Source organism: Flavobacterium pisciphilum, from assembly GCF_020905345.1.
Classification (GTDB): Bacteria; Bacteroidota; Bacteroidia; order Flavobacteriales; family Flavobacteriaceae; genus Flavobacterium; species Flavobacterium pisciphilum.
On the sequence record NZ_JAJJMO010000001.1, the window covers coordinates 1,365,179 to 1,381,590 of the forward strand.

Consider the following 16,412-nt stretch of genomic DNA (forward strand, 5'->3'; position numbering starts at 1 on the left):
CCGTTTGCCACGGTTTTGCCACATTTTTTTCAGCAATTTTGAAAACAATTAAAATAAACAAAAAAAGCCACTCAAATTGATGAGTGGCTTTCTACGTGAACGCAGAAGGATTCGAACCTTCGACCGCCTGCTTAGAAGGCAGGTGCTCTATCCAACTGAGCTATGCGTCCTTGGATATAAAATAAAAAAACCACCCGATTTGAGTGGTTTTAAAGTGAACGCAGAAGGATTCGAACCTTCGACCGCCTGCTTAGAAGGCAGGTGCTCTATCCAACTGAGCTATGCGTCCATTTGTTTTAAAACTTTATGGAAAGTTTTGTCGGGGTGGCAGGATTCGAACCTGCGGCCTCCTGCTCCCAAAGCAGGCGCGATAACCGGGCTACGCTACACCCCGAAGGCAAAAATTATTAAGCGGAGAGACAGGGACTCGAACCCTGGCACCGATCACTCGATGACAGTTTAGCAAACTGCTCCATTACCACTCTGGCACCTCTCCTAAGCTCAGAGAAACGTGTCTCGTTTTGCGGTTGCAAATCTAAGACAACATTATATATCTCACAACTATTTTGCTGACTTTTTTCATCTTTTTTTCATCTTTTTTCAAAATGACTTCACTATCAAACAAATACAAAAATATATTTTTTAGTAATAATTTAAAAAGACAATCAAAACACTCAAAATTTGAATTTGTTTAAATAAACATTAAATTTGCTTCATTAACTAAATCACACAGAAAATGAACAAAAGAGTTGTTATTGTTTCTGCCGTTAGAACCCCTATCGGAAGTTTCATGGGAGGATTATCTACAGTCACAGCCCCAAAATTAGGTGCTGCAGCTATTAAAGGAGCTTTAGAGAAAATACAATTAGACCCCAATTTAGTTGATGAAGTATTCATGGGTAACGTAGTACAAGCAGGAGTTGGTCAAGCTCCAGCGCGTCAAGCAGCTTTATTTGCTGGATTACCTGAGAAAGTTACTTGTACAACAGTAAACAAAGTTTGCGCATCGGGAATGAAATCAGTAATGTTCGGCGCTCAGGCAATTGCTTGTGGTGATGCCGAAATTGTAGTTGCTGGTGGAATGGAAAGCATGAGTTTGATTCCGCATTATCTACAAATGCGTAATGGTACTAAGTTTGGTCCAACTACAATGGTTGATGGAATGCAAAAAGATGGTTTGTTAGATGCTTACGATAACAGCGCGATGGGAGTTTTCGCTGATTTATGTGCAACTGAATACAACATCAGCCGTGAAGAACAAGATAATTTCACAATTCAATCTTACGAAAGAAGTGCAAAAGCTTGGGAAGCAGGAAAATTTGATTCAGAAATCGTTCCAGTTGCAGTACCACAACGAAAAGGAGATCCAATAATCGTATCAAAAGATGAAGAATACACTAATGTAAAATTAGACAAGATTCCTTCGCTAAATCCAGTTTTCACAAAAGACGGAACTGTAACTGCTGCAAATGCCTCAACAATAAATGATGGTGCTGCTGCAGTGATATTAATGTCTGAAGAAAAAGCTAAAGCGTTAGGTTTAAAACCACTTGCCTACATAAAAAGCTATGCTGATGCTGCACAAGAGCCAAAATGGTTCACAACAAGTCCAGCCAAAGCATTACCAAAAGCATTGGATAAAGCAGGAATCTCAATTAATGATGTAGATTATTTCGAATTCAACGAAGCATTTGCTGTTGTTGGATTAGCAAATTCAAAAATACTAGGTCTAGATAACGATAAAGTAAATGTAAATGGTGGTGCCGTTTCATTAGGACATCCACTGGGTTGTTCAGGAGTTAGAATTATCGTAACTTTAATCAACGTTTTAGAACAAAACAATGCCAAAATTGGTGCTGCAGCTATCTGTAATGGTGGCGGTGGAGCTTCGGCAATTGTTATCGAAAGAGCCTAAATAAACATAAATCAGGAGTTGTTTACAAAGAATAACTCCTGATTCTTAACTCATAAAATACACTAAATGTTCGGAATTTGTAATCTAGCCATAGTGCCTGTTCGATTTGAACCAAGTGATAGAAGCGAAATCGTTACCCAAGTATTATTTGGAGAACATTTTGAAATTCTAGAACAGCAAAATCAATGGTCTAAAATTAAAATCCAATTCGACAATTACGAAGGTTGGGTTGATTCCAAACAATACCAAATAATATCCGAGGCAAGCTATAATTCGTTGTCATCAGACGTACAAATTTTAAATGCCGATTTAATCGATTATATCACATCGCCAGATAATCTATTATTACCAATTCCGCTTGGTGCATCGCTAACCTTTTTGAATAACAGCGAAATAAACACTTCAAATTTTGAATTTGAAGGCACGAAAACAAGTGGTATAAAACCTAAAAATGCTTTAATAAATACAGCATATATGTATTTAAATGCACCCTATCTTTGGGGAGGAAAAACTCCATTTGGACTGGACTGCTCTGGTTTCACACAAATGGTTTACAAACTAAACGGATATAGAATTCACCGTGATGCCTCGCAACAAGCAATGCAAGGAGATCCTTTAAGTTTTATTGAAGAAAGTGAAGCAGGTGACTTAGCTTTTTTTGATAACGAAGAAGGAAACATCACTCATGTAGGCATAATTATGGACAACAATTACATTATTCACGCTAGTGGAAAAGTAAGAATTGACCGTTTAGATCACTTAGGAATTTACAATCCAGAAACAAACAGACACACCCATAAGCTACGTGTAATCAAAAAGATTATTTAATTTTTTTTTTAATCACAAATCCTTATAACTAATTACATTAGCTACTATATAATTATACCAAAAAACTAGTTTTAACTTAATCTAAAAAACAATTTAAATGGCAACTGCACAAGAAATAATTCCACAAATTGATATCTTTTTAGATAAGTTCTCACTTAAAAAAAACAAATTAACATCTCAAGACTTAATCAATTATATTGAAGAGAAATGGCATGAAGCCGATGATGAAAAATACAAGATACATCAAGCAAGTATTTTCATTGGCCGAATGATTAATGAATACATAAAGTTAAAAGATTATAACAATATGAAAAGGTGGTTGGATATGATGGCTCTTCATTCATTATCTCAAAAACACCCCGATTATATTAATAATTACTACAATGGTGAATGTTGTTTAGAATGTGGAAATGAAGAAAAAGCATTAGAGTACCTTCATTTATCTTACAAAGAAAACCCAGAATATATTTTTTCTCGAGCTCCATTTTGCTATGATTTTTTCAATAAACATCTTGAAAACCCAAAAGAACTTCCAGAAAACGAACTAAATGACGATGAAGAAATGTATTCTAACGTTATTGATTTAAAAGACTGGCAATTATTCTTTAATGAAAATGAAGAATCCATTTATTACACAATACTAGATGAAGATTTTGAAAGTCTAAAAGAAACTACTACAGAACACGACAACGGAATTCAATATCTACAAAACAATCAGACAAAGATTCTAGAAAGCATCTTGTCTGAACTTTTAAACAAATATCCCAAATTACAAGAAATCTATGATTATTCCGATGAAGACAAACAAGATTTCATGCCAGACATTTCGCAGATAAAAGATTTTGCCGATTTACTATCGCCATCAACAATTTACATAACATCAGAATTCAAAGACAATATTCCCCACATTGGCTATCTATTTTATTGCTCATGGGATTCAGAACATGGATTGGGTGTAATGACGCATAAAAATCAAATAATAAAAATTGGCGGAGCCGAAACAGCTTTCTATATATAATTCTACTGAAGAATACTTTAATACAATTCCTTTATTTAATTTAAACGCACTGCTTTCCTAAACTCCGAAGGACTGTTCCCTTTTTGTTTTTTGAAGAATTTATTAAAGTGGCTTTCGTCAGTAAAACCAAATTCATAAGAAATCTCATTAATACGTTTTTCACTAAACTGCAAACGGTGCTCGATTAGTTTTGTTTTATAATTGCTAATATATTGCTGCATCGTTTCATTAGCATGTTTCTTAAAATAACGTCCTAAATAAGTCCCCGAAATTCCAAAATGTTCACTAATCGATTCTGCTTTTATTTTCTCAGGATAATAAATGTTGTTCTGAATATATTGCAGAATATCCATCGCTTTAGCCTCACAACCAATATTTACCTGTTCAGGTAGATACTTCGCAATATTTCGTGCAACAACAATAATCAAGGTATTCACCAATTGCTGAATCAATTCTTTATTATAAACATCCCTATCCTGATGCTCTCTAATGATAGCTTCGATCATCGTTTTAATCAATAACTTATCCGAATCATTTTTTAAAATACAACCAGGCTGATGATTGGCATTTTGAAGAATATATTCTAATCGCTGAATATTTTCATTCTGTAAACTCGAATTTTTCAAATAGATATCATTAAATCTCAGGAAGAAAAACTGCGTTTCGGTCTCAATAGTAAAGTTATGACAATCCTCTGGCGTTAGCAAAAACAAATGCCCCCCATCGTATTCAAATATATTTTTATTGATACATTGCGAACCAGTTCCAGACAGTACGTAAACCAATTCAAAAAAATTATGACGGTCTCCCACATCTGGATATTCTGTTAATGTTTCAAATGAAACTGTAAAAGGTTCGTATAGGTTTTCTTTTTTCATGAGTCTGTATTTATTGGTATTCTAGTTCGCATAAAATTAGTCAATCACCACATTAATTTTCATTAACTTTTATCATGACCAATTTCCTGCTGCAAATATACCTAATAAACGAAAATATATACCATTTATAACTCTTAAATTTGGTATAATTTTGCTGAATAATTTTTAAAGCACAAAACATACTATCATGGAATATAGAAAATTAGGTAATACAGAACTCGAATTATCAGCAATAACATACGGTGCATTTGCCATAGGAGGCACAATGTGGGGCGGAAACGAAAAGAAAGATTCAATAGCATCAATACACGCATCAATCGATAACGGCGTGACAACATTAGACACAGCTCCATTCTATGGTTTTGGATTAAGTGAAGAAATGATTGGTGAAGCACTTAAAACACAAGACCGATCAAAAGTACAGCTACTTACCAAATTTGGATTAGTTTGGGATGGTAGTAATCAAGGTCAAGGAGAATTCTTTTTTGATGCTGAAGACAATGGTAAAAAAATACCAGTATACAAATTTGCTTCCAAAGCAAATATCATCAAAGAAGTTGAAGAAAGCTTAAAACGATTACAGACCGATTATATCGATTTATTGCAAATACACTGGCCAGACGCAACCACATCTATTAGCGAAACCATGGAAGCAATGGAATTATTAATCCAACAAGGAAAAATAAGAGCCGCAGGAGTTTGCAACTATAGTGTAGCGCAAATACAAGAAGCCCAAAAAACAATACAATTAGCATCAAATCAAGTATCATACAGCATGCTAAATCGTAGTATTGAAGCCGATTTAGTTCCGCTTACAACATCACAAAACATTGGTATAATTGCATATAGCCCAATGGAAAGAGGATTACTAACAGGCAAATATTTCACTGATAGCAAATTAAAAGATAACGATCATCGCAATGGTTATTTCAGTCAATTCGATCTTACTAAAGTAAAAACATTAGTCGGAGAACTAAGCTCACTAGCTAATACAAAAAATGCTACACTAGCACAATTAGTCTTGCGTTGGACAAGCTTACAAAAAGGAATTACAATTGTTTTGGCAGGGGCTCGAAATGCAGAACAAGCAATTTCTAATGCAAAAGCAATGGATTTCAATTTATCAGCATCAGAACTTGATTTCATTAATCAAGCAATCTCAAAAACAAAATAAGAATCTTTAGGGTGTGACCCGCTAAAAAAGCGGGTCGGGTCATCCGCTAAATCTTTTATTTTTTAAAAAAGAAAAAAACAAAAGGATATCGCTACTCCCCCTCACACAAAAAGTTAATAAAACACATAGAATACAATTAAGATGAAAAAAATATTTATAATAAACGGTGGACAAAAGTTCGCTCACTCAGGAGGAAAATTCAATCAAACCATTCAAGAATGGACAACTGATTTTCTATCACAAAACAGCAAATACGAAATAAAAACAACCAATATAAACGACGAAATCGATCTACAGGAAGAAGTAGATAAATTTGTCTGGGCAGATCTAATCATTTATCACACACCAATTTGGTGGTTTCAATTACCAAATGGCTTTAAAAAATATATCGATGATGTTTTTACTGCTGGACATAACAACGGAATTTACAAAAATGATGGAAGAAGTCGTGTAAATCCAGATATCAATTACGGAACTGGCGGACTTTTACACGGACGTAAATACATGCTTACTACAAGTTGGAATGCACCAAAAACAGCATTTACACTACCAGGAGAATTCTTCGAACAAACCTCAGTTGATGATGGACCAATGTTTGGTTTTCATAAAATGAATAAATTCACAGGAATGCAAAAATTAGATAGTTTTCATTTTCACGATGTCGAAAAAGGAGCAACTCCAGAAAATATTGTTATCTTTAAGCAGGAATATACTTCACATTTAGAACAACTTTTTAAAACTATATAAATATGATTTCGATAACAGCCATTATTAAAAGTAAAAAAGAAAACAGTGAGCAAGCCAAAAGTATGATTGAAAATCTGGTGAATCAAACCAGAAAAGAAACTGCTTGCATTCGTTATGATTTACACGCCACCGAAAATGTTTTTATCATTTGGGAAGAATGGACCGATCAAGCTGGACTAGACATACACAATAATCAGTCGTATTTACAAGATTTTGTTACCAATAGTGAAACCTTACTCGCATCACCAATTCAGGTTTATAAAACAACTCAGATTTTGTAATTAATTCAAAATCTATGTTATCCATACATTAATCTTAAATTTTAAGCACAGACCTAACAGCTTTAAAGAAACTGTTAGGTCAAAACTTAAAGATTGATTCTCTCGCTTACTTTATTCCACCAAAAGCTCCAAAACACATATTCTTGTGTAAAATTTCAACACTGGTAAAACCTACCTTTTTCATTAAATCCAGTTGATAATTCATTGATCTTGGTGAATCTTCTTTGGCAACATAATCCAATACATTTTTACGGTACTCCTTCCCTCCTAGTCCTTCTAGGTAATCTCCGTATCTTTCCCAAGTATATTCATTTAACAGTTCAGTATCTTGAGTAATTAAATCTGAAATCATAAAGCAACCACCAGGTTTTAATAGTTTATAAATTTTAGTAAACGTCATTTCCCAATCTTTGTCGTCGCGCAAATGATGCAAAACCGCTCCAGCTAAAATGATATCATAATGATTTTCTTGTAACTCAACATCACGAATATCACCTTCCTTCACTACTACTCCATTATTAGTTTCAACTGAAACTCTTTCGAAGGCTTTATCCAACATTGGTTTACTCAAATCAACCAAAGTGCAATTTAAATTCGGAACTTTAGAAAGCATCATCAGTGTATAATTACCAGCACCGCAACCAATATCCAATACATTCTTTGCATTAGGAACAATTCTCTTAGAAGCTTCAGTGATTAGTTCTAACGAAATTTTCGCATCAATAGTTGATAATTGCCCCGTATCCAGATTAGAAAATCGTTCCACATCATTATCAAAACGTTCTCTTATTTCTGCAATAGTTGATTTTTCCATAATTATAATTCTTTGATTGTTTTTAAATACACTTATCCACCAAATTAAACAGCAACCTTCCTCTCTCCGCACCTCTACCCCAAAAACTTTTCACATCTCACCTCTTACATCATCCCCAAAAATACTAGTTTTATAATTCTTGAGTACTTGATAATAAACAGAATTACGTTATCTAAACGCTAAAAACCAATCAAAGTAACCTAAAACAGCGCATAAGGCTCTACTAAAAAAACGCTCAAATTATAAGTTCAAATACGAAACACAAGCCTGTTTATTTATCAAAAACAAAAAACCCAAGAGAGAAAACATTATGCTTATAGCTAACTTTTAAATACCTTAGCAGAAAATAATACTACCCATAAAAATTATCAAAATGGCTGAGCAATCTTCAATTCAGTGTCCTAATTGCGGAACAATAATCGATGTAAATGATATTCTAAAACACCAATTAGAAGATAGCATCCGTAAAGAATTTCAGCAAAAAGCCACTGCTCAGACAAAAGAACTAGAGCTTAAAAATGAACAATTTGAAAAAGCCAAAACCGAATTTGAGGCCAAAAAGAAGCAAGAAAATGAACTTTTCGCAGAACGCTTAGACCGAGAAAAAAAGGTTGCAGAAAAGGAAATTACCGAAAAACTAAAAACAAAACTCGACGAAGAAAATAAAGACCGTTTACTTTCGATGGAAAAAGAACTTTCAGAGAAATCTGAAAAGTTGCGAGAATTAAATAAAATGGAAGGCGAGATTGCTAAACTCCAACGTGAAAAACTGGAAATGAAAGAAGCAATCGAAGCCGAATCACAAAAACAACTCAATGCTGCTTTAGTTTTGGAACGAGATAAAATTCGAAAACAAGAAGAAGAAAAAAACGAGTTAAAAATAAAAGAATACCAAAAACAATCCGACGACCAAAAAAAGCTTATCGAAGAAATGAAACGCAAGCAGGAACAAGGTTCTATGCAATTGCAAGGCGAAGTAATGGAATTGGCAATCGAAGAATGGTTGGCTTCTAATTTCCCATTAGATAGCATCGATGAAGTTAAAAAAGGAGCCAATGGGGCTGATTGTTTACAAATAGTAAATACCCGCGAATTACAAAATTGTGGTTCTATTTATTACGAAAGCAAGCGTACCAAGGCATTCCAACCAGCTTGGATTGAAAAATTTAAAAATGACATTCGAGATAAAAAAGCCAATATTGGAGTTCTTGTTACCGAAGTAATGCCAGCAGGAATGGACCGTATGGGAATGCGTGATGGAATCTGGATTTGTACTTACGAAGAATTTAAAGGATTAAGTGCTGTTTTGCGCCAGTCATTAATACAAGTTAGCCAAGCTGTACAAGCACAAGAAAACAAAGGGGATAAAATGGCCATGCTATACGATTTCTTAACCAGTAACGAATTCCGCTTACAAATTGAAGGTATCGTAGAAGGATTTACACAAATGCAAAGTGACCTAGATTCCGAAAAAAGAGCCATGCAACGTATCTGGAAACAACGCGAAAAACAAATAGAAAAAGTAGTCAATAATACTTTAGGAATGTACGGATCAATACGCGGTATAGCCGGAAATGCCGTTCAAACTGTAAGAGCATTAGAACTGGATTTTGTTGACGACCAAACAGAAGAGTTAGAATAAAAAAAGTTTATTAAGTAATAAAGGCTCTAAGTATCTAAGATTCTAAGTGTTTTAATTAATCTTATAGATTAAGCTCAGTCGAATCTCGATTGGCTAATCTAAAAATAAAAAATCTCCATTATAAATTTGGCATATAGTCAAATTGATAATGGAGATTTTTTTAATTCTTCAGAATAAAATTCTGAAGATAGACTTAACAGAATTACTTAGTCAACTTTTTTGAAAACCAAAAGCAAACCAGATGGGTTTGATAATGACAATCTATTGTTTCCTATAGTATAAGTTGTAGTACTTTGAAGTGCTTGCAAAAACTCCCCTTCTTTATTGTTGTTAGTTCCACAAGCCATTAATGTTGAAATTCCATTTGTGAAACGCAATACCTCTTTTTCATAAAAGATGCTCCCATTAATATGATTACATCCTCCAAATCCCATAAATCTATTCTCGGCGCTATTAATTTCAATTCTAGGCAATTCACGTTGGTAATCAGTTATAGCAACTTTTTTTCCATTTAATTGCTCTAGAACCCAGATGTCATGTAAACGATAATCAGTAATGTATTTTCCACAACCTTCCATTTTTTGCACACTACTATCGCTAGCATTTGTAATCTCGATTTTAACGTTATATGGCGATTTATCACCAGACATAGTATCTGTACAATCCATTTGTTGGATAGTAATACTCATACTGCCCGTTTTAGTTTTAAAACGATACAACTTTACATTTGCATCCATTGCTCTTATTGGTTCAACGTATGGAGAATTAATCTCTTCTAAGCCTTCAATCAATGAGGTAAACCTAATCGTTTCTTTACCTATTTTCAATCCCCAAAAAGGTTCATTACCAGTAGCTTTAAAAAACGTAGAACCATCATATTCATCTGCATTATTTGTGTTCATAGTTGTGTTATTTTCCTCCTTTGGTTGTGTTAAAGGCTTTACTGTTGTTTTACAACTGTATGAGAAAATTGCGACTGAGACTAATAAAAATATTTTTTTCATGGGTGTGTTTTTAGACATAACACAATATTAAACAATATGTTATGTCAATTTTTTAATAAAATAAATGTTTAGCAAATTTACAATAAAAAAACAAGCTGACCAATCAAGATGCAATAGCAGCTGAGTTATGCAGGTACTTCCAAACATTGTTCTTATTGATTTTTAGGCTAATTATATATCTCAAATTACGTACCTTTGGTTGTATATATATTCATTTAAATGACAACACCTTTCCAAAAAGCAAGCGAATGGATTGATGCCGAAAACGCTCAAGATCCAAATCAGGAAACTGATAAAAATAGTATGTATCCTAAAGAGCTATTATACTCTAACAGGATGTATATTAAATTGATGGATTTTTATCCTGAAGCTTCTGAAGAAGTACAGATTGCTTCCAAGGCGCAACATATATGCAGATGGAAAGTTGCACGCGAATCATATCCAATGGATCGTGTAGGTTACTTAAAATGGAGAGAAGATTTAAAAAAATTCCATGCTAAAACAACTGCAGTAATTTTAGAAAAAGCAGGTTATAATGCTGAATTTATTGCTCGTGTATCTTTTTTGATTGAAAAAAAATTACTTAAAAAAGATACTGAAACTCAATTACTAGAAGATGTTATCTGTCTTGTTTTTCTAGAATATTACCTTGATCCTTTTGTGCATAAGCATGATGAAGAGAAACTCAAAAACATCATTAAAAAAACTTGGGATAAAATGTCTGACAAAGGACATCAAGAAGCGCTAAAAATAAATTATAGTAAAGAAAACCTTGAATTAATAAAAGCTTCTTTAGGATTATAATCTAATATTTATTTCTCATCCGTTTCATCATTAAAAATCAATACCCTCTAAAAAAATAAAATAAAACTTATAAATAACGAATAAAAAAATATCTCTAAAAAATTAAGAATTACGTATATTAGCATAATAATCTAGCAGAATATACGTAAAATTTAATTTAAATATTAAGTAAAATGGCAGATATTATTCGTGTTGTTCTGGCAGATGACCATGTATTTGTAAGGGATGGGGTTAAATTATTATTAAAAAACGAACCAAATATTGAGGTTGTTGGTGAAGCAACTGATGGCTTAGAAACTCTAGAAGTTGTTACAGATAAACAACCTGATTTGCTTATTGTAGATATTCGCATGCCCTACTTAACAGGCATAGAAGTAGTTGAAAAACTTAGAGAACAAAATCAGCTTATTAAAATAATCATACTCACCATGTATGAAACTGAAGAGTATGTTTTAAAATCTATTAAAGCAGGTGCAGATGGTTATTTATTAAAAGGCTCGAGTAAAGAAGAATTCCTAAAAGCCCTACATTCAGTTACTAAAGGTAATAAATACTTTTGTGGTGATATATCATCAATATTAATCAAACAACTAGTTAGTAACAACTTCAATGACGATTTAAAACAATCTTTAAACGAAGAGGTTATCATTACTAAAAGAGAAAAAGAAATTCTTAGATTGTTATTATCTGGAAAAGGAAACAAAGAAATTGCCGAAACTCTTAATATTAGTAAAAGAACTGCCGAGGTTCATCGCTTTAATTTGATGAAAAAACTCAAAGTAAAAAACTTAATGGAACTGTCTAATAAGGCTACAGAATATTCATTAGTGCAGATTAAAACCACATAATAATCCCTGTTATAAAAAACACGTAGTTATACGTATTACAAAAGCATGTAATTGATTTTGCAACTAAATAAAATATAAGTACACATTGAGATTAAAGCCCATCGTCTCTTTACTATTTTCCTACTATTTACTAAAAATCAGACAATCAATATTATTTTATTATAAAATACTGGTTTCATGATTTTTATCACCAAAAAAAAAATGCTAAACTTTTAAATTTACACTATCAGTAAATTTAAAAATTATGAGAAAAATAAAAATTATCTCTCTATTATTATTAGGAATAGTAAGTGTTTCTATACAGGCACAAGAATTTGATGCAAACTTACAAATCAGACCTCGTTACGAATTCCGGAACGGTTATAAAACCCTTTTACCAGAAGGACAAGCAGGAGCCTCTTTTGTGTCACAACGCTCAAGATTAAATTTAAACTTTGGACAAGACCAGCTAAAAGTAAAATTAACACTTCAAAACGTAAGAACGTGGGGAGATGTAGCAAATGCAAATGTTTCAGATAAAAATGGAGTTGCCGTATTTGAAGGTTGGGCACAATATGACTTTGATAAAAACTGGAGTACTCGTATAGGTCGCCAAGTCATTTCCTATGATAACCAACGTATTCTTGGAGAAATAGATTGGGCACAACAAGGGCAAAGTCATGATGCTGTATTAGTAAGCTTTCATCCAAAAAACCATCAATTAGATTTAGGAATAGCTTACAACTCTACTGGAGAAAATGTGATCGAAACTCCATATACAATTTCTAATTACAAATCCATGCAATATGCTTGGTATCATACAAATCTTGATGCATTGGGCGTAAGCTTATTAATGCTAAATACAGGTTATGAATATGCTAATCTAGAAAGTAAATTATTAGTCGATTACAAACAAACTTTTGGAACTTATCTAACTTATAAAACCACAAAACTCGATACTAACCTTGGTATTTATGGGCAAACTGGTAAGAGTACAGACAAAAGTGTTAGCGCATGGTATGCTGGTGCAAATTTAGGTTATGCAATCACTGAAACTTTTAAAGCCTCATTAGGTTACGAATTTCTATCCGGAAAAGATATGAATGATGGAAGTACTGCAATAAAATCATTCACTCCTCTTTTTGGTACTAATCATGGGTTTAATGGTTATATGGATTATTTTTATGTTGGTAATCATCAAAACAGCGTTGGTTTACAAGATGCATTTTTAAAATTAAGCTATACCCATAATAAATGGCAATTTGCTTTAATTCCTCATGTGTTTCACGCGCCAAATAAAGTTATAACTCCAACAAATGTAGAACTTGAGTCGTATTTAGGAACTGAAGTCGATTTAACTTTTGGATATGCATTTAAAAAAGACATTGCACTTAGTGGTGGATACTCACAAATGTTTGGTTCTAAAACCTTAGAATTTTTAAAAGCAGGAGATGCCGGTCATACCAATAACTGGGCTTGGTTGATGATTTCTATAAATCCAAGAATTTTTACTTTAAAGAAATAGCCTATTTTATTATACTATCCCTTTTTAATACAATGTATATATTCACCCTTTGCTTTGGAACAAAGGGTGTTTTTTTTTATATATGATTCATTAAAATAATTAATCGATAGCAAGATTGGGGAAAAACTTAACATTGCCGTATATTTTTATTGTTTATATTTACTTAACTGAAAGTTAACAATTTAAACACATTATTAATCTTTCATCATTACTAACTTCAGAACTTTTCAATTATAAAGCCAACATCATATGGAAAAAAAAGCAACAGAGGGCACTCCTCAAAATACTGATTTACCTAAGGCCGACAACATTCAGCCAATTGTAGAAGAAAAAAAGCTAGAAACGACATCAGCAGCAAAAACACCAACCAAAGCACCAGTAAAAAGAACAACAGCTACTAAACCTGCTGCCAAAGCTACTACAGCCACAAAACCTGTACAAAAAGCTCCAGTGAAAAAAGTGGCACCAGCTAAACCAGCTGTTGCTAAAACGGAAACTAAAGTAACCAAAGAGACTACTGTAGCTGCAAAACCTCCTCAGGCCTCTGCAACGAAAGTAGCAGCACCAATTGCAAAAGAAAAAGAAGTAACGACAACTACTACAAGCAAACCAGTTGCGACAACAAAAGAAAAAACAACAGCTCCTAATACTGGTAATTTAGTGGATGCAATAGGACATATCATAAAAGATAAAGACAAATCAAAAGATAAAAAGAAGAAAAAAATGAAAGAAAAAGACAAGGAGAAAGAGAAAGAAAAAAAGAAATTAGCTAAGAAAAAAGAGAAAGCTAAAAAGGATAAAAAGAAAGAGAAAGCCAAAAAAGCTAAACTTAAAGCTAAAGCGAAAAAGAAAGAAAAAACTAAAAAAGCAAAGGAAAAAGCTAAAGCTAAAAAAATAGCCAAAAAGAAGGCGAAAAAATCGAAATCAAAATCGAAAAAGAAGAAATAAATAAAAAAGGGGATTAACTTTAAAAAGTTAATCCCCTTTTTTAGGTAAACAAGCTTCGATCCAGTTTGGTTTAATACCTTATGTTTTACAATTAAAACTAACCACCAATAGCAATCATACTACGGTTATCTTGATTTAAACTTGGGTTATTCAATTCCTTTATTGTAGCCATTCCAGCTCTTACTTTTTTCTTACTTGTAATAGTTGTTGAGATCAAATCAATAATCGATTTTCCATTTCTAAAAGGAGTTAATAAATCAGTCTCACTATTAGAAAATAAACAGTTTTTTATTTTACCATTTGCTGTAAGGCGGATTCTATTACAGCTATCACAAAACGGATTCGTAACTGAGCTAATAATCCCAAAATTACCTAGATGCCCATTTATTTTAAAAATTCTTGCTGTGAAATTTTTTTCATCAACAAGCTTCTCAAATTTAGATGTGCCAAAATGATTACCAACAATTTCTAAAATCTGTTTTTCGGAAACTATTTTACTTTTATCCCATGCATTTCCAGCAAAAGGCATAAATTCTATAAATCGAACGGATAAAGACAAAAACTCAGTTAATTTAATAAAATCGATAACCTCATCTTCATTAAACCCTTTTATCAAAACCACATTTACTTTTACATTAAAATCATTATTTAAAAGCAGATGCAAATTATCAATTACTTTCTCAAACTGATTACGAAGTGTTATAGAGCTAAATTTAGAAGCAATTAAAGTATCAAGGCTCAAATTAATATCTCGAACATTAAACTGTTTTAAAACATCCAAATGGCGGTCAATCAAAATACCATTTGTAGTAAGAGAAAGTTTGATATTAAGAGTTGCTAATTTTGAAATAATTTCAGGAAAATCTTTTCTCAAAAGTGGCTCTCCTCCTGTCAATCGGATTTTATCAACACCATTTTGTACAAATGTTTGCGCAATAGCAAAAACCTCATTGGCAGTCATTAATTCACTTTTAGGAGTTAATGCAATCCCTTCAGCAGGCATGCAATACGTACAACGTAAATTACACTTCTCTATAAGAGAAATGCGCAAATAGTTATGCTTACGTCCAAAATCATCTGTTAAAATTGTATTATTTGGCATCATGATTATTGCCTTTTAAAATATGAAATACATGCAAAACATGTGGAAAAATAGCATCCATAGATTCTCTAGCTCCATTGGTTGACCCTGGTAAAGCCAATACTAAACTCTTTCCTAAAGTTCCCGCAACAGTTCGAGATAACATGGCATAGGGCATACGCTGTTGTCCATAATCACGAACTGCTTCTTCGATACCTGGAATACGGCTTTCTAGCAAAGGGATCAACGCTTCGGGAGTTACATCTCGTGGTGACAAACCCGTTCCTCCAGTAAAAATTACTAATTGATTTTCTTTCACATAAGCTTTAGTACGTTCCTGAATAATATCAATTTCATCTGGAATAATCTCATAATGTGCTGTTTCTACTCCACAAGATTTTAATTTTTCAACAATAATTTTACCTGAACGGTCATGTTTATCTCCTGCAAAAATAGAATCAGAACAAACGAAAACTGCTGCTTTAATAACTGATGGAAAATGATTTTTAAATGATGATTTACCACCTTCTTTATTCATTAATTTTATTGTAGCAATCTCAATATTTTTATCAATTGGTTTAAGCATATCGTACATCGTAAGCGCCACGATTGAAGCTCCGTGCATAGCTTCAACTTCAACACCTGTTTTATAAACCGTTTTAACAGTAAAGATAATTTCGATAGTTAGACCTTCAATATTATATTCAACAGCTGTAAATTCGATTGGAATCGGATGACAGTCAGGAATAGATAAATGTGTGTTTTTAACAGCAAATAACCCTGCCGTTTTTGCCATTTCCATTACATTCCCTTTTGGCACCGTATTATTTACAACAGCATCAATAGTAGCTTGTTGGCTTACTTTTACAATTGCAGTTGCAGTTGCAGAACGTAACGTATTAATTTTATGCGTAATATCAACCATA

Annotated in this window: 16 protein-coding genes and 4 tRNA genes; 11 read left to right on the plus strand and 9 right to left on the minus strand. The window is 32.9% G+C overall.

Annotated features, from left to right (window positions below; genetic code table 11):
* Positions 1-96: 96 nt before the first annotated feature.
* The 4 genes from LNQ49_RS05220 to LNQ49_RS05235 form a co-directional block, all read right to left on the minus strand.
* Positions 97-170: transfer RNA gene (locus LNQ49_RS05220), tRNA-Arg, on the minus strand.
* 45 nt (positions 171-215) lie between these two features.
* Positions 216-289 (minus strand) — tRNA-Arg (locus tag LNQ49_RS05225).
* Between the two features lie 30 nt (positions 290-319).
* Positions 320-394: transfer RNA gene (locus LNQ49_RS05230), tRNA-Pro, on the minus strand.
* Positions 395-412: 18 nt separating this feature from the next.
* Positions 413-496, minus strand: a tRNA-Ser gene (locus tag LNQ49_RS05235).
* Between the two features lie 240 nt (positions 497-736).
* On the opposite strand from LNQ49_RS05235, the gene LNQ49_RS05240 reads away from it, so the two are divergent.
* From LNQ49_RS05240 to LNQ49_RS05250, 3 genes are all read left to right on the plus strand, one after another.
* The gene (locus LNQ49_RS05240) at positions 737-1,915 is read left to right on the plus strand and encodes an acetyl-CoA C-acyltransferase (protein ID WP_229987629.1); all 1,179 of its coding nucleotides are present in this window, start codon (positions 737-739) and stop codon (positions 1,913-1,915) included.
* A 66-nt stretch (positions 1,916-1,981) separates the two neighbouring features.
* Positions 1,982-2,743, plus strand: coding sequence for a C40 family peptidase (locus LNQ49_RS05245; protein WP_229987630.1), 762 nt, complete (start codon positions 1,982-1,984; stop codon positions 2,741-2,743).
* Positions 2,744-2,840: 97 nt separating this feature from the next.
* Positions 2,841-3,761 carry a DUF6985 domain-containing protein gene (locus LNQ49_RS05250; protein WP_229987631.1) on the plus strand — a complete coding sequence of 307 codons (921 nt, stop codon included), beginning with the start codon at positions 2,841-2,843 and terminating at the stop codon, positions 3,759-3,761.
* 35 nt (positions 3,762-3,796) lie between these two features.
* On the opposite strand, the gene LNQ49_RS05255 is transcribed toward LNQ49_RS05250, so the two are convergent.
* Positions 3,797-4,639 (minus strand): AraC family transcriptional regulator, encoded by an 843-nt coding sequence (locus LNQ49_RS05255; protein WP_229987632.1) that lies wholly within the window; start codon positions 4,637-4,639, stop codon positions 3,797-3,799.
* A 187-nt stretch (positions 4,640-4,826) separates the two neighbouring features.
* On the opposite strand from LNQ49_RS05255, the gene LNQ49_RS05260 reads away from it, so the two are divergent.
* The 3 genes from LNQ49_RS05260 to LNQ49_RS05270 all read left to right on the plus strand — a co-directional run bounded on the left by LNQ49_RS05260 (position 4,827) and on the right by LNQ49_RS05270 (position 6,841).
* Complete coding sequence (locus tag LNQ49_RS05260) at positions 4,827-5,813, plus strand: aldo/keto reductase (RefSeq protein WP_229987633.1); 987 nt, start codon at positions 4,827-4,829, stop codon at positions 5,811-5,813.
* Positions 5,814-5,954: 141 nt separating this feature from the next.
* Positions 5,955-6,560, plus strand: coding sequence for an NAD(P)H-dependent oxidoreductase (locus tag LNQ49_RS05265; protein WP_229987634.1), 606 nt, complete (start codon positions 5,955-5,957; stop codon positions 6,558-6,560).
* Positions 6,561-6,562: 2 nt separating this feature from the next.
* Positions 6,563-6,841 carry a putative quinol monooxygenase gene (locus LNQ49_RS05270; protein WP_229987635.1) on the plus strand — a complete coding sequence of 93 codons (279 nt, stop codon included), beginning with the start codon at positions 6,563-6,565 and terminating at the stop codon, positions 6,839-6,841.
* A gap of 106 nt (positions 6,842-6,947) precedes the next feature.
* On the opposite strand, the gene LNQ49_RS05275 is transcribed toward LNQ49_RS05270, so the two are convergent.
* The gene (locus LNQ49_RS05275) at positions 6,948-7,655 is read right to left on the minus strand and encodes a class I SAM-dependent methyltransferase (protein ID WP_229987636.1); all 708 of its coding nucleotides are present in this window, start codon (positions 7,653-7,655) and stop codon (positions 6,948-6,950) included.
* 373 nt (positions 7,656-8,028) lie between these two features.
* Between LNQ49_RS05275 and LNQ49_RS05280 the strand changes: the two genes are divergently transcribed.
* Positions 8,029-9,297 carry a DUF2130 domain-containing protein gene (locus LNQ49_RS05280; protein WP_229987637.1) on the plus strand — a complete coding sequence of 423 codons (1,269 nt, stop codon included), beginning with the start codon at positions 8,029-8,031 and terminating at the stop codon, positions 9,295-9,297.
* 206 nt (positions 9,298-9,503) lie between these two features.
* Here the strand turns inward: LNQ49_RS05280 and LNQ49_RS05285 are convergent, their stop codons facing one another.
* Positions 9,504-10,301: an META domain-containing protein gene (locus tag LNQ49_RS05285; protein WP_229987638.1), complete on the minus strand. Its 798-nt coding sequence runs from the start codon at positions 10,299-10,301 to the stop codon at positions 9,504-9,506.
* A 219-nt stretch (positions 10,302-10,520) separates the two neighbouring features.
* On the opposite strand from LNQ49_RS05285, the gene LNQ49_RS05290 reads away from it, so the two are divergent.
* The 4 genes from LNQ49_RS05290 to LNQ49_RS05305 all read left to right on the plus strand — a co-directional run bounded on the left by LNQ49_RS05290 (position 10,521) and on the right by LNQ49_RS05305 (position 14,405).
* Positions 10,521-11,105 carry a DUF4202 domain-containing protein gene (locus tag LNQ49_RS05290; protein ID WP_229987639.1) on the plus strand — a complete coding sequence of 195 codons (585 nt, stop codon included), beginning with the start codon at positions 10,521-10,523 and terminating at the stop codon, positions 11,103-11,105.
* A gap of 173 nt (positions 11,106-11,278) precedes the next feature.
* On the plus strand, positions 11,279-11,953 hold the full coding sequence (locus tag LNQ49_RS05295) for a response regulator transcription factor (RefSeq protein WP_229987640.1): 675 nt from the start codon (positions 11,279-11,281) through the stop codon (positions 11,951-11,953).
* A gap of 244 nt (positions 11,954-12,197) precedes the next feature.
* Positions 12,198-13,457 carry an alginate export family protein gene (locus tag LNQ49_RS05300; protein WP_229987641.1) on the plus strand — a complete coding sequence of 420 codons (1,260 nt, stop codon included), beginning with the start codon at positions 12,198-12,200 and terminating at the stop codon, positions 13,455-13,457.
* Between the two features lie 249 nt (positions 13,458-13,706).
* Positions 13,707-14,405: a hypothetical protein gene (locus LNQ49_RS05305; protein WP_229987642.1), complete on the plus strand. Its 699-nt coding sequence runs from the start codon at positions 13,707-13,709 to the stop codon at positions 14,403-14,405.
* A 97-nt stretch (positions 14,406-14,502) separates the two neighbouring features.
* Here the strand turns inward: LNQ49_RS05305 and moaA are convergent, their stop codons facing one another.
* Positions 14,503-15,510, minus strand: a complete 1,008-nt coding sequence (moaA, locus tag LNQ49_RS05310; protein ID WP_229987643.1) for a GTP 3',8-cyclase MoaA — start codon at positions 15,508-15,510, stop codon at positions 14,503-14,505.
* A complete protein-coding gene (gene moaCB / locus LNQ49_RS05315; protein WP_229987644.1) occupies positions 15,497-16,411 on the minus strand; it encodes a bifunctional molybdenum cofactor biosynthesis protein MoaC/MoaB in 915 nt (304 codons plus the stop codon). The genes moaA and moaCB overlap by 14 nt, the downstream gene beginning before the upstream one ends.
* Between the last annotated feature and the right edge of the window lies 1 nt (position 16,412).

Bases quoted from the DNA above. Each gene is read 5' to 3' on its own strand.
- LNQ49_RS05295 (WP_229987640.1), top strand. From the start codon at position 11,279: ATGGCAGATATTATTCGTGTTGTTCTGGCAGATGACCATGTATTTGTA.
- LNQ49_RS05270 (WP_229987635.1), top strand. From the start codon at position 6,563: ATGATTTCGATAACAGCCATTATTAAAAGTAAAAAAGAAAACAGTGAG.
- LNQ49_RS05260 (WP_229987633.1), top strand. From the start codon at position 4,827: ATGGAATATAGAAAATTAGGTAATACAGAACTCGAATTATCAGCAATA.
- LNQ49_RS05285 (WP_229987638.1), bottom strand. From the start codon at position 10,301: ATGAAAAAAATATTTTTATTAGTCTCAGTCGCAATTTTCTCATACAGT.
- moaA (WP_229987643.1), bottom strand. From the start codon at position 15,510: ATGATGCCAAATAATACAATTTTAACAGATGATTTTGGACGTAAGCAT.
- LNQ49_RS05255 (WP_229987632.1), bottom strand. From the start codon at position 4,639: ATGAAAAAAGAAAACCTATACGAACCTTTTACAGTTTCATTTGAAACA.
- LNQ49_RS05265 (WP_229987634.1), top strand. From the start codon at position 5,955: ATGAAAAAAATATTTATAATAAACGGTGGACAAAAGTTCGCTCACTCA.
- LNQ49_RS05245 (WP_229987630.1), top strand. From the start codon at position 1,982: ATGTTCGGAATTTGTAATCTAGCCATAGTGCCTGTTCGATTTGAACCA.
- LNQ49_RS05280 (WP_229987637.1), top strand. From the start codon at position 8,029: ATGGCTGAGCAATCTTCAATTCAGTGTCCTAATTGCGGAACAATAATC.
- LNQ49_RS05300 (WP_229987641.1), top strand. From the start codon at position 12,198: ATGAGAAAAATAAAAATTATCTCTCTATTATTATTAGGAATAGTAAGT.
- LNQ49_RS05290 (WP_229987639.1), top strand. From the start codon at position 10,521: ATGACAACACCTTTCCAAAAAGCAAGCGAATGGATTGATGCCGAAAAC.
- moaCB (WP_229987644.1), bottom strand. From the start codon at position 16,411: ATGGTTGATATTACGCATAAAATTAATACGTTACGTTCTGCAACTGCA.
- LNQ49_RS05275 (WP_229987636.1), bottom strand. From the start codon at position 7,655: ATGGAAAAATCAACTATTGCAGAAATAAGAGAACGTTTTGATAATGAT.
- LNQ49_RS05240 (WP_229987629.1), top strand. From the start codon at position 737: ATGAACAAAAGAGTTGTTATTGTTTCTGCCGTTAGAACCCCTATCGGA.
- LNQ49_RS05250 (WP_229987631.1), top strand. From the start codon at position 2,841: ATGGCAACTGCACAAGAAATAATTCCACAAATTGATATCTTTTTAGAT.
- LNQ49_RS05305 (WP_229987642.1), top strand. From the start codon at position 13,707: ATGGAAAAAAAAGCAACAGAGGGCACTCCTCAAAATACTGATTTACCT.